Below are 12,525 nucleotides of genomic sequence, written 5' to 3' on the forward strand. Positions count from 1 at the left end.
ATGGCCACCACTTCACGATCTACCAAAGCATTCAACTCATATAACCCAACTACTGGTGAGCCCATTGGAACATATCCAATTCATTCAAATAAGGCAGTTGCTGAGATTGTTGGTCATGCCCGACATGCCAGCACTGCTTGGGCAACACTAGGTTTTTCAGGACGTAAGAAGGTTTTGTTGGCCTGGAGCAATTACATTATTAATAACGTTGATCAGATTGCAGCGCTTGTTTCACTTGAAACTGGTAAGCCAGTTAGTGATGCAAAACTTGAAGCATCCATGGCGGTAAGCCACATCGGCTGGGCCGCCAGACATGCTGAAGACATTATGCGAACCTCATATCGTGCTCCCGGTGCTTTGATGGCAAATATGTCTGCAACTGTTGAGCGTTCACCATTGGGTGTTGTGGGTGTCATTGGCCCCTGGAACTACCCAGTCTTTACTCCTGTTGGATCTATCGCATACGCACTTGCTGCAGGAAACACCGTTGTGTTTAAGCCAAGTGAATACGCGCCAGGTGTTGGTGTGTGGCTGGAAGAGAGTTTTAATACCGTTGCACCCTTTGCAGACATCTTCACAACCATCACTGGTGCAGCAGAGACAGGTAATGCGTTATGTGTTAGCGGAGTAGATAAGCTGTCATTTACCGGTTCAACCAAGACCGCCAAGTTAGTTGCTGCAGCATGTGCAACAAATCTGACGCCGATAGTTGCCGAATGCGGTGGAAAAGATCCAGTAATTGTTGCAGCGGATGCGAATTTAGATCGCGCAGCTGATGCAACGATGTGGTCTGCAATGGCTAATGCTGGCCAGTCCTGCATTGGCGCAGAACGCGTTTATGTTGATGAAAGAGTCGCTGATTTGTTTATTGCAAAGGCTGTTGCCCTTGCAGAGAACATTTATGCAGGTGCACCTGGGGATGGAAATTACGGCCCGGCAACAATGCCTTCACAGATTTCTGTTATCTCTTCTCACATCAAAGCTGCAATTAAAGATGGTGGAAAATTTGCCTACGGTTCTTTAAAATCAGTTCAAGCACCTTTTGTTCAGCCAGTTATTTTGGTAGATGTCCCCGAATCATCTGCTGCTGTTCGGGAAGAAACCTTTGGACCAATAATCATTATCAATCGTGTGGCAAGTATGCAAGAAGCTATCATTCTTTCTAATGCTTCTAGCTATGGCTTAGGAGCCAATATTTGGTCTAAACGACAGGGAAAGAAGATTGCTTCACAGTTGCACTGCGGAATGGTTGCAATTAACTCAACATTCTCATTTGCTGCAGTCCCATCTGTTCCATTTGGTGGAGTAAAAGACAGCGGTTATGGACGCGTGCATGGCCCTGAAGGATTACTTGAATACACATATCCACGCACTGTTGTTCGCACTCGATTTAATATCCCACTTAATTTCTTAAGTTTTAAGCGCCGTGCTAAAGATGACAAATTGGTTGTGAAAGCTACAAAGTTATTAAAGGGCCGGCTAGGTTAAAAACGAGGAGCGTTTCGAGTACGTTCAGTATTAGGACGCCTTTTGTTTTTCTTTGCCCAACAGGCTGTGTGCCAATGACGGCGACCTTCTTCATCGTATTCAAGCCAAGCAACAACATGTGGAGTTGCAAGCGGAATTAATTGATCACATCCAGGGCAGCGATACGGCTTTGTAGAACCAGATCCTGTTAGGCGTCGCACAATGTAAACACCATCGCTGTGTTCTTCTGTGCTCTCACCGGTGGAAGCAATATTGATTTCCCGAGGTTCTTCAGGCTTCACCCGCTTCTTGGGGTAGTTTCTACGCGGGCTCACAGGAGTATTTTCGCATAGTAAAGTGACCACATGAGCCTCATCGAAGTAAAAGGCCTGAAGAAAAGCTATGGCGATGTTCACGCTGTGCGCGGAGTTGATCTTGAAATTGCACAAGGAGAGATCTTCTCCTTGCTTGGTCCCAATGGCGCTGGAAAAACAACAACTGTTGAAATCCTGGAAGGCTTTAGAACCAGAGATTCTGGAACAGTCTCAGTTTTGGGCTTTGATCCTCAATCTCGTGGGCATGAATCTCGTCTCTGGCGAGATCGCATCGGAATTGTCCTGCAAAGCTCGGCCGATGCCGGTGACCTAACTGTATTAGAAACAATTGATCACTTCAGTGGCTATTACTCAAACCCTAGAAATGTTGATGAGGTAATTCATTCCGTTGGCTTAGTGGAAAAAGAAAAAGCTCTCATTCGTAATCTATCTGGTGGTCAGCGCCGTCGCTTAGATGTGGCACTTGGCATAATTGGAAACCCCGAACTACTTTTCTTGGATGAACCAACAACTGGTTTTGATCCTGAGGCCCGCCGCGCTTTTTGGGGACTAATCCAGAAGTTGCGCTCTGATGGAACCACAATTGTGCTCACTACCCATTATTTAGATGAGGCTGAAGCGTTAGCAGATCGTGTGGCGGTAATTAACAATGGCGTCATCATTGAAGTTTCAACCCCTGCCGAACTAGGCGGACGTTCGACCTCGCAAGCCACAGTTGCATGGCGTGAGGGCGAGATAACTAAGTCAGAAAAATCTGACAACCCAACTGAATTAGTAACCAAGTTGTCATCACGCTTTGGTGGCGAAGTGCCAGAGCTAGTTGTTTCGCGCCCATCTCTTGAAGATATTTATCTTGAAATGATTGGAGGCGAGCATGAAAAAGATTCCTAGCGCGCTTTCCTTAGGAATTCGTCGCGGCAACTTAGAGATTCGACAGTTTGCTCGCCAGCGCGAATCTGTTGTATTTACATTGCTTTTCCCTGTTATTTTGCTTGCCATCTTTGGATCAGTATTTAAAGACACCATCGCACCTGGTGTGACATTTTCACAGTACTTTTTGGCCGGAATGATTGCCTCGGGTCTAGTAAATACAGGTTTCCAAGCACTTGCCATCACTATTCCTTTAGAACGTGACTTCGGTGCTCTCAAACGCCTGCGCGGTACGCCTATGCCAGCTTCTAGTTACTTCATTGGTAAAGCAATCCTGATATTTGTCAGCATGGTTATTCAGATTCTTCTACTTCTGGGATTCGGTATTTTGTTCTTCGGAGTTGAACTACCAACTGATATCAATAAATGGATCACTTTCACCTGGCTAGTTCTGTTAGGCAGTGCTTGTTCAACTGCACTTGGAATCGCATTCTCAATAGTTCCTAAAAGCGGACGCGGTGCATCTGCTGTTGTCTCCCCGATTGTTATCATTTTGCAGTTCTTCAGTGGAGTTTTCTTTGTCTTTACTCAGTTGCCATCTTGGATGCAACAGGTTGCGGCAATATTCCCACTCAAATGGCTAACACAAGGTATGCGATCAGTGTTCTTACCTGATTCTTTTGCGAGCCAAGAGGTTGCACAGAGCTGGGAAACTGGCAGAACCGTTGTAATTCTTCTCGTGTGGTTGGCAATTGGAATCTTCTTTAGTGTTAGAAAGTTTAAGTGGGATCGTGATTAAGAAGGTTTTAGCCATACTTCTGGCACTTCTCCTATGCATGCCAGTAGCAGGTGCTGCTTCTACGACATCGGTGGCAAAAGCCAAGGCAAAGATCACTCCATCACCATCTCCGATGTGGCCACCCAAGGGTTTTATTATGAGCAAAGATGGCAATACATTCGCAAAGATTCCAAAAGCTAAAGATCTTGTTGGCTTAGCCTCTAATGACAAGGTGTTAACAAAGGCTTTGGCCCAGACCGTAGATGGTGTTCCGGTTTGTGAAAAATACTCATGTGGAGCAGTTCAGGTTGCATCCGTTACTGCCTGCACCTGGTGGGTTGTTACAGCAAATGTAAAAGGTGTCACATCTCTTGAGGACAAAACAATCAAGCTTTTTGGCACAGTTCGAACAACATTTGGTAAAACGTGGTCAAAGAAATACACAACGATCTTGATAGTAAGTGGTGAACCAATCGAACTAGGTCATACCGTCTCGAACATTAAAGCCGTATGCCGCAAAGATCTTCCCGTGGAAACGGTTCCATCAACGACATACACAATTGCTCCTTAGCGATTGGCTCCTGGAACCCACAGCTGATCGCCAATTTCTCTGTTCGCATAGCGTGCAAGAACAAAGAGAAGATCAGAACAACGGTTCAAATACTTTGCAGTCAATGGATTAACTCCACCGCCAAATGAGTGAATAGCATTCCATGTGCGACGCTCAGCGCGACGAACTACTGTGCGGGCCACATGGAGGTGGGCAGCTGCTGCAGTTCCTGAAGGTAAAACAAATGAACGCAATGACTCAAGATCTGCGTTATAGAGATCGATTTGTTCTTCTAGATATACAACTTGGGACTCAAGAACTCGTAGTGGTTCAAAAGCTGGTGCATCAACCACTGGTGTGCAAAGGTCTGCGCCAACATCGAACAAATCATTTTGAATGCGCACTAACAATGCACGAACCGCATCGGTTAATTGATCCGTTGAGAGCACGACACCGATAGCTGAGTTAGCTTCATCAACTGTGGCATAGGCTTCTAGACGAGGGTCATTCTTTGAGGTGCGACTCATGTCCCCAAGAGATGTAGTTCCGTCATCGCCAGTCTTAGTATAAATACGCGTTAAATTAACCATGGGCCTAGCCTATAAGTAGACTGCGGCTATGGCATCCCACGATCGCTTCCGCATAGTTGGCGGAACCTCCCTGCGCGGAGAAGTCGCTGTAACAGGTGCCAAGAACTCCGTTTTAAAGCTTATGGCCGCCTCTTTGCTGGCCGCTGGCACAACAACAATTCGAAATGTCCCAGATATTGCTGATGTTGACATCATGACCGATCTATTGACCCGACTTGGTTGCGCAGTCGTTCGTAGCGCAGAGACCGTCACAATCACCGTGCCACAAGAACCTGCCCACCGCGCAGATTATGACCTTGTCCGCAAAATGCGAGCATCAATCAATGTTTTGGGTCCACTAGTTGCCCGTGTTGGCCAAGCAGATGTTGCCTTACCGGGTGGAGATGCAATTGGTTCTCGTGGCTTAGATTTTCATATTAAAGGTCTTGAGTCTCTTGGTGCAAAAGCCCACATCGAACATGGATATGTAATTGCTGAAGCTCCCAACGGATTAACAGGTGCGCCTATCGACTTAGATTTTCCAAGTGTTGGCGCGACTGAAAACATCATGACCGCTGCGGTGTTAGCAAAAGGTGTAACAACAATTGAAAACGCTGCTCGCGAGCCAGACATCGTTGACCTTGGTGAATTTCTTATCTCAATGGGTGCAAAGATTGAAGGTCTTGGTTCACCACTGATCACCATTACTGGTGTTGAAATCATGCATCCAACTGATCACACAACAATCACCGACCGCATCATCACCGGCACCTGGGCATTTGCTGCAGCAATGACACGTGGTGACATCACAATCCATGGTGCCCGCCCAGAACACCTTGAACTACCACTTGAAAAGTTAGCTTCGGCTGGTGCAATCATTACCTCAACGGCAGATGGGATTCGTGTGAAGATGGATAAGCGACCACAAGCAATTGATGTGGCAACACTTCCCTACCCAGGTTTTCCAACAGATCTACTACCAATGGTCATTGCCCTGAACTCAGTTGCCGATGGGCACTCCTTAGTTACTGAAAATGTCTTTGAATCCCGCTTTATGTTTGTTAATGAATTGAGCCGATTAGGCGCACAAGTGAGCGTAGATGGCCATCATGCATCAATTAACGGAGTGGAAGAACTCTCTGGTGCACCAGTTGAAGCACACGATATTCGTGCAGGTGCAGGTCTGATCTTGGCTGCATTAGTTGCAGATGGTGAAACAACTGTGGATCAGGCTTTCCACGTTGATCGTGGCTATCCAAACTTTGCTGAACAGTTGGCCTCCCTAGGAGCCAAAGTTAGTCGGGAATAATGTCGCCAATTCCAGACCGTAACTTGGCCCTTGAATTAATCCGAGTAACCGAAACTGCGGCCCTTGCAGCAGCCCCTTGGGTTGGTCGTGGAGAAAAGAACTTAGCTGATAGAGCTGCAGTTGAAGCAATGCGTCAAATGATTAACACCGTTGATATGACCGGTGTTGTTGTCATTGGTGAGGGTGAAAAAGATAACGCTCCCATGCTCCACAACGGAGAGCATGTAGGTAATCAACAGGGACCATCATGTGATGTGGCTGTTGATCCTATTGATGGAACATCACTTACTGCTAATGGAATGAATGGTGCAATTTCTGTCATTGCGCTATCTCCACGAGGAACAATGTTTGATCCCAAGAACTCTTTTTATATGAACAAGATCGTTACCGGCCCAGATGCCGCCCATGTTATTGACATAAGGGCGTCAGCGGCTGAGAACATTAGGGCTGTTGCAAAGGCGAAGAACTTATCGGTTAATGATGTAACAGTTATCGTCTTAAATCGCCCCCGGCATGATCAGTTGATTGCCGAGATTCGTGTGGCAGGTGCGCGTATACGATTGATTCAAGATGGTGATGTTGCAGCTGCAATTGAAACTGCGCGTCCCAATACTGGTATTGATCTATTAATGGGAATTGGTGGAACTCCAGAAGGTGTTATCACTGCAGCGGCCATGATTTGCTTAGGTGGATCTATTCAAGGTCAGTTATTTGATGATGGAAGGCCGCATGGTGCAATTCTGCATACAAGGGATCTCGTGAACTCTGAGGATGTTTTCTTGGCAGCAACAGGCATTACCGATGGAGAACTAATTAAGGGCATCCGATACACCAGTTTTGGTGCGGTAAGTCAGTCAATTGTGATGCGGGGTAAGTCAAAAACTGTTCGAGTGATCGAAACCGAACATCACCTTAAATAGGTTGTTTATTTAATCGATTCAGTAAGAATTGATACGCGGTTATTTGAAACAGATAAGAAGCCACCTGAAACATTGAACTCTTTGTTCTCACCATTTGTGCCGTGAATAACGACCTGACCGTCGACAAGTACTCCAAAGAGTGGTGCGTGGTCGGTGAGAACACCGATGTCACCTTCGATGGTGCGGGCAGAAACTGATGTAGCTTCGCCCGACCATACGCGCTCTGTTGGAGATACGAGTTCGACTTTAAGTGTCATGTTTTTACTTAGCCAAGCTCGCTGCTAGTTCGGCTGCATTGCGCTCAACATCTGCAAGACCACCGCACATGAAGAATGCCTGCTCTGGAATGTGATCGTACTTTCCATCTGCAAGTGCTTCGAATGCTTCGATTGTCTCTGATAGCGGAACGAATGATCCATCGAGTCCTGTAAACACCTTCGCAACGAATGTGTTCTGTGAAAGGAAACGCTGGATACGACGTGCACGGCCTACAAGTACGCGGTCATCTTCTGACAATTCATCAATACCAAGAATTGCAATGATGTCCTGTAGATCCTTGTAACGCTGCAAGATCTGCTTAATGCGGTTAGCAACACGGAAGTGTTGTTCTCCGATGTAGCGTGGATCCAAGATGCGTGAAGTTGAGTCAAGTGGATCCACAGCTGGGTAGATACCAAGCTCTGAAATCGGACGAGACAACACTGTTGTTGCATCTAAGTGAGCGAAAGTAGTGTGAGGTGCTGGGTCTGTAATATCGTCAGCAGGAACGTAAATTGCCTGCATAGATGTAATTGAGTGACCACGTGTTGAAGTGATGCGCTCTTGTAGCTGACCCATTTCATCAGCCAATGTTGGCTGATATCCCACAGCAGATGGCATACGGCCTAGAAGTGTTGAAACCTCAGAACCTGCCTGTGTGAAACGGAAAATATTATCGATGAACAGAAGCACGTCCTGCTTCTGAACATCGCGGAAGTACTCAGCCATTGTTAAGGCTGAAAGAGCAACACGAAGACGCGTCCCAGGTGGTTCATCCATCTGACCGAACACTAAGGCTGTCTTATTGATAACGCCGGTCTCTGTCATTTCAAGGAACAGGTCGTTACCTTCACGAGTACGCTCACCAACACCGGCAAATACTGATACTCCACCGAAGTTTTCAGCTACACGGTAAATCATTTCCTGAATCAAAACTGTCTTACCAACACCTGCACCACCGAATAGACCGATCTTTCCACCCTTTACGTACGGTGTGAGCAGATCGATAACCTTGATACCGGTTTCAAACATCTCAGTCTTAGATTCCAACTGATCAAATGCTGGTGCGTCACGGTGGATAGGCCAACGCTCTTTGATGTCGAGTGAAGAGGTTGGGACGTCTAGTGATTCGCCAAGTGTGTTGAACACGTGACCCTTTGTTACATCACCAACAGGAACCGAGATAGCCGATCCTGTATCGGAAACTTCTGCGCCACGGACCATTCCGTCTGTTGGCTGCATTGAGATAGCGCGCACGAGGTTATCGCCAATGTGTTGAGCAACTTCAAGTGTCAAGGTACGAGTAGTACCAGACATGGTTGTCTCTACATGTAGCGCATTAAAGATCGCGGGCATTGAATCAGCGGGGAATTCAATATCCACCACTGGTCCGATAACGCGAGCTACGCGGCCATTTTTTGAGTTCGACATCATTCACTCCCTGCACTAGCTGAGGCCAACGCGTCTGCGCCGCCAACAATTTCACTGATCTCTTGGGTAATTTCGGCCTGACGAGCCGCGTTCGCAAGTCTAGTTAGAGACTTGATTAGATCATCAGCATTGTCAGTTGCTGACTTCATTGCGCGACGTCTGGCTGCATGCTCTGAAGCTGCAGATTGCAACATCGCGTTAAAGATTCGAGCCTCAATGTAACGAGGAAGTAGTGCATCAAGCACTACACCTGCATTAGGTTCGAATTCATACATTGGTAGCAATCCAGCAGGTGCTGGTGCATCGCTTTCTACAACTTCTAGAGGAAGCAGACGCTTTGCCATAGCATTTTGGATAAGCATTGACTGAAATTCAGTAAAGATAATGTGGATCTCATCCACACCAGTTGCATCAACTGAAGAATCTGCCACGAAAGCCTTGATTAATGAGTCTGCTACTTCTTTAGCATTTTCATATGTTGGGGTATCTGAAAAACCTGTCCACTGGCCTGCGATGAAGCGCTCACGGAACTTGTAATAACCAACTGCTTTGCGACCCACTAGGTAAGGCTTAACCTCAAGACCGCGTTCACGAAGGAGTGCAGCTAACTGTTCGCCTTCCTTGATTGCATTGTTTGAGTACGCACCAGCCATTCCGCGGTCAGCAGAGATAATCAAAATCGCTGCGCGCTTTGGATTCTCATGAGCCGTGGTGAGTGGGTGAACCGTTGAAGAGTATGAAGCAACTGCAGAAACTGCACGGGTCAACTCGTTTGCATAAGGAGTAGACGCTGCAACCCGTTGTTGCGCCTTAACGATACGAGAAGCAGAGATTAACTCCATAGCTTTCGTGATCTTTTTGGTCGCTTTAACAGATCGCATGCGTCTGCGATAAATGCGGAGTTGGGCACCCATGAGTTACTTCTTCACCGCCGGTGGCACAAACTTTGTAATTTGCTCTGCGCTTTCGCCATCTAGGGCTTCAGCTGGAGCTTCATTAAGAGCGTGTGTTGCAGATGACTTGAACTGCTTCTTGAAAGCTTCGATGGCTTCAGCCATCTTTGCAATGGTGTCGTCATCTAGCTGCTTAGTGTCAGAGATAACAGTGTTGATCTCCTTGCGTTCGCGAGCAATAAAGTCGAGAAGCTCTGCTTCAAAGCGACGAATATCCGCAACTGCAACATCGTCGAGCTTTCCAGAAGTACCTGCCCAGATTGAAACGATCTGACGTTCCAATGAATATGGTGAGTACTGACCCTGCTTAAGAAGTTCAACCATACGTGCACCGCGCTCGAGCTGAGCCTTTGATGCAGCATCAAGATCTGAACCGAAAGCAGCGAATGCTTCAAGTTCGCGATACTGAGCAAGGTCAAGACGCAAACGTCCAGCAATCTTCTTCATCGCCTTAGTTTGTGCCGAGCTACCAACACGAGAAACAGAAACACCTACGTTGATCGCTGGGCGAACACCGGCGTTAAACAAATCTGTTTCGAAGAAGACCTGACCATCAGTAATTGAAATTACGTTTGTAGGAATGAACGCAGAAACGTCATTTCCCTTTGTTTCAATGATTGGCAACCCGGTCATTGAACCGCCACCTAATTCATCGGAAAGCTTTGCGCAACGCTCTAGTAAACGTGAGTGCAAGTAGAAAACATCGCCTGGGTATGCTTCGCGGCCTGGTGGACGGCGAAGTAGAAGTGAGACTGAACGGTAAGCCTCAGCTTGCTTTGATAAATCATCAAACACGATAAGTACGTGCTCGCCCTTGTACATCCAGTGCTGACCAATTGCAGAGCCTGTGTAAGGAGATAGGTACTTGAAACCTGCTGGATCTGATGCAGGTGAAGCAACGATTGTTGTGTACTCCATTGCGCCTGCTTCTTCAAGTGCGCCCTTTACTGCAGCAATCGTTGAACCCTTCTGGCCAATAGCAACATAAATACACTTAACCTGCTTCTTCTTATCGCCAGATTTCCAGTTTTCCTTCTGGTTAATAATTGTGTCTACTGCAACCGCAGTCTTACCAGTCTGACGGTCACCAATGATGAGCTGGCGCTGTCCGCGACCAATCGCTGTCATTGAATCGATCGCCTTGATACCAGTTGCAAGAGGTTCCTTAACAGGTTGGCGCTGAACTACAGAGGGAGCCTGGAGTTCAAGTGCACGACGTGCTTCAGCTTTGATTTCACCCTTGCCATCAATTGGATTTCCAAGTGCGTCAACAACGCGACCTAGGAAGCCATCACCGACTGGTACAGAGAGAATCTCACCTGTACGTCGAACTGATGTTCCTTCTTCAATTCCTGTTGTACTACCCAAAATAACGGTACCGATTTCACGGACGTCTAGGTTGAGTGCCAGGCCAAGTGTGCCGTTTTCAAAACGCAACAGCTCATTAGCCATCGTTGATGGCAGCCCTTCAATACGTGCGATTCCGTCGCCTGCTTGAGTAACGGTTCCCACTTCGTCGCGAGCTGCAACGCCTGGATCGTATGACTTAACGAAGTTCGCTAAGGCACCCTGAATCTCTTCAGGATTGATCTTTAGGTCTGCCATGTGTTTCTCCCTTTATTTGCTTCCGGCAAGAGCGCGTGCGGCCCCCGCCAAACGATTTGAAACTGAACCATCAACCATTTCATCTGCAAACTTCACTGAAACCCCACCAATTACCGAAGGATCGATTTCAATGTTGATACGAACAGGTTGTCCAACCTTGCTTGTTAATGTTGCTGTAAGACGATCTAACTGCGCTTGGGTAATTGGTGTGGCAACTCGAACAAGTGCAATCATGCGATTGCGGCGTGCTGCAAGTGCCGATTGGTAATCAGCAAATGCTGACTCAATGCTGCGACCTCTCCAAGCATTAACCAACTGTGAAACCAGCTTTACAGTCGAACCAGATGCGCCCTTGAGAATGTCGGCAACCAAAGTCGCCTTTGCATTCGTAGCATCTGATGTCAGCGCCTTGCGTAGTTCTGATGAACTAGCAAAGGCAGTAGCAGCTGTGAAAATTTCATCTTCTACACGGTCAAGTTCGCCTGCAATATTGGCAGCTGATGCTTCTGCCTCAATTGCTAGCTGTTCTACGACTAGTACAAGATCCTTTGGTGATGACCAGCGAAGGCTTGATAGCTCGGTAACTAAACCAAGTGCAAGTGCGCCGATCTTTTTTCCTAGTAGATCAGAGATAAATGCTGCCTTTGCCTTGCCATCTCGAGATGGATCGGTAAGGGCGCGACGCACAGCAATGTTGGTGCTGAGTACATCTGCAACAAAGAAAAGTTCAGAGCTCAAAGCAGATGCACTATGTGCATCTGCGCCTTTGACGGCAGCATCAAGTAACACACGTGAAGCCACAAGTGACTTACGGCTGCTGCCTCCGAAGTGAGCTCTCATATTTACTTACTCTTCTCTAGATCTTCAAGAAAACGATCAACGATTCGTGATTGACGAGCTTGATCATCCAGTGCTTCTCCAACAATCTTTGAAGCAAGTTCAACTGCTAGTGCGCCAACTTCATTACGAAGTGAGGTAACCGCCTGTTGACGTTCTGCTTCGATTGAAGCGTGAGCAGTTGCTGTGATGCGAGCTGCTTCTTCTTGTGCCTTGGCACGAAGATCTTCAATAATTGCTGCGCCCTGAACACGAGCTTCTTCACGAAGTGTCTGTGCTTCTGACTGTGCTTTGGAAAGTTGTTCGGTGTACTGAGTCAGTGCACGTTGTGCCTCAAGTTGTGCCTTTTCTGCACGCTCAATGCCACCTTGAATTGCCTGTGTTCGAGCTTCGTATGCCTTTTCAAACATTGGCACAACGAACTTACGAAGCACAAGGAATAGAAGGGTGAACGCAACGGCTCCCACAATCAATTCAGCAGTGTGAGGAATTAAAGGGTTGACCTTTTCTTCCGCAGCTAAGTTAACAAATTGCATCAGTTGTCCTTAAATAAATTCTTCTAATTAGAGAACGAATGCGAGTACGAGGCCGAAGAGTGCGAGAGCTTCAGCAAGCGCGAAACCTAGGAACGCGATTGGCTGTA

Annotated in this window: 14 protein-coding genes; 6 read left to right on the forward strand and 8 right to left on the reverse strand. The window is 47.1% G+C overall.

Features of this window, described 5'->3' with window-relative positions; all coding sequences use genetic code 11:
• Positions 1–1,488, forward strand: coding sequence for an aldehyde dehydrogenase family protein (locus tag AC9UEY_RS03185; RefSeq protein ID WP_509537663.1), 1,488 nt, complete (start codon positions 1–3; stop codon positions 1,486–1,488).
• Here the strand turns inward: AC9UEY_RS03185 and AC9UEY_RS03190 are convergent.
• On the reverse strand, positions 1,485–1,802 hold the full coding sequence (locus tag AC9UEY_RS03190; protein ID WP_509537666.1) for an Rv1322 family protein: 318 nt from the start codon (positions 1,800–1,802) through the stop codon (positions 1,485–1,487). The two genes, AC9UEY_RS03185 and AC9UEY_RS03190, sit on opposite strands and share 4 nt — an antisense overlap.
• A 30-nt stretch (positions 1,803–1,832) precedes the next feature.
• Between AC9UEY_RS03190 and AC9UEY_RS03195 the strand changes: the two genes are divergently transcribed.
• From AC9UEY_RS03195 to AC9UEY_RS03205, 3 genes are read left to right on the forward strand one after another with little or no spacing between them, the layout of a single operon-like run.
• Positions 1,833–2,693 (forward strand): ABC transporter ATP-binding protein, encoded by an 861-nt coding sequence (locus AC9UEY_RS03195; protein ID WP_509537668.1) that lies wholly within the window; start codon positions 1,833–1,835, stop codon positions 2,691–2,693.
• Entirely contained in the window at positions 2,677–3,471 is a 795-nt protein-coding gene (locus AC9UEY_RS03200; RefSeq protein WP_509537671.1) for an ABC transporter permease, read from the forward strand. The genes AC9UEY_RS03195 and AC9UEY_RS03200 overlap by 17 nt, the downstream gene beginning before the upstream one ends.
• Positions 3,464–4,021, forward strand: a complete 558-nt coding sequence (locus AC9UEY_RS03205) for a hypothetical protein (RefSeq protein ID WP_509537674.1) — start codon at positions 3,464–3,466, stop codon at positions 4,019–4,021. The genes AC9UEY_RS03200 and AC9UEY_RS03205 overlap by 8 nt, the downstream gene beginning before the upstream one ends.
• On the opposite strand, the gene AC9UEY_RS03210 is transcribed toward AC9UEY_RS03205, so the two are convergent.
• The gene (locus AC9UEY_RS03210; RefSeq protein ID WP_509537677.1) at positions 4,018–4,590 is read right to left on the reverse strand and encodes a cob(I)yrinic acid a,c-diamide adenosyltransferase; all 573 of its coding nucleotides are present in this window, start codon (positions 4,588–4,590) and stop codon (positions 4,018–4,020) included. The two genes, AC9UEY_RS03205 and AC9UEY_RS03210, sit on opposite strands and share 4 nt — an antisense overlap.
• A 28-nt stretch (positions 4,591–4,618) precedes the next feature.
• Here AC9UEY_RS03210 and murA point away from each other — a divergent pair, with 28 nt between their 5' ends.
• Complete coding sequence (gene murA / locus AC9UEY_RS03215; RefSeq protein WP_509537680.1) at positions 4,619–5,878, forward strand: UDP-N-acetylglucosamine 1-carboxyvinyltransferase; 1,260 nt, start codon at positions 4,619–4,621, stop codon at positions 5,876–5,878.
• Positions 5,878–6,798, forward strand: coding sequence for a class II fructose-bisphosphatase (glpX, locus tag AC9UEY_RS03220; protein WP_509537682.1), 921 nt, complete (start codon positions 5,878–5,880; stop codon positions 6,796–6,798). The genes murA and glpX overlap by 1 nt, the downstream gene beginning before the upstream one ends.
• A gap of 5 nt (positions 6,799–6,803) precedes the next feature.
• Here the strand turns inward: glpX and AC9UEY_RS03225 are convergent, their stop codons facing one another.
• The 6 genes from AC9UEY_RS03225 to AC9UEY_RS03250 are packed head-to-tail and all read right to left on the reverse strand — an operon-like array spanning position 6,804 to position 12,418.
• Entirely contained in the window at positions 6,804–7,055 is a 252-nt protein-coding gene (locus AC9UEY_RS03225; protein WP_509537685.1) for a F0F1 ATP synthase subunit epsilon, read from the reverse strand.
• 4 nt (positions 7,056–7,059) lie between these two features.
• The gene (gene atpD / locus AC9UEY_RS03230) at positions 7,060–8,487 is read right to left on the reverse strand and encodes a F0F1 ATP synthase subunit beta (protein ID WP_509537688.1); all 1,428 of its coding nucleotides are present in this window, start codon (positions 8,485–8,487) and stop codon (positions 7,060–7,062) included.
• Positions 8,487–9,401, reverse strand: a complete 915-nt coding sequence (locus tag AC9UEY_RS03235) for a F0F1 ATP synthase subunit gamma (protein ID WP_509537691.1) — start codon at positions 9,399–9,401, stop codon at positions 8,487–8,489. The genes atpD and AC9UEY_RS03235 overlap by 1 nt, the downstream gene beginning before the upstream one ends.
• A 3-nt stretch (positions 9,402–9,404) precedes the next feature.
• A complete protein-coding gene (gene atpA, locus AC9UEY_RS03240) occupies positions 9,405–11,045 on the reverse strand; it encodes a F0F1 ATP synthase subunit alpha (protein ID WP_509537694.1) in 1,641 nt (546 codons plus the stop codon).
• A gap of 12 nt (positions 11,046–11,057) precedes the next feature.
• On the reverse strand, positions 11,058–11,885 hold the full coding sequence (locus tag AC9UEY_RS03245) for a F0F1 ATP synthase subunit delta (RefSeq protein ID WP_509537696.1): 828 nt from the start codon (positions 11,883–11,885) through the stop codon (positions 11,058–11,060).
• A 2-nt stretch (positions 11,886–11,887) separates the two neighbouring features.
• Positions 11,888–12,418 carry a F0F1 ATP synthase subunit B gene (locus AC9UEY_RS03250; RefSeq protein WP_509537699.1) on the reverse strand — a complete coding sequence of 177 codons (531 nt, stop codon included), beginning with the start codon at positions 12,416–12,418 and terminating at the stop codon, positions 11,888–11,890.
• Positions 12,419–12,525: the final 107 nt, after the last annotated feature.

Origin of the sequence: Candidatus Planktophila sp. (genome assembly GCF_040402275.1) — a bacterium.
In the GTDB taxonomy this organism is placed as follows: Bacteria; Actinomycetota; Actinomycetes; order Nanopelagicales; family Nanopelagicaceae; genus Planktophila.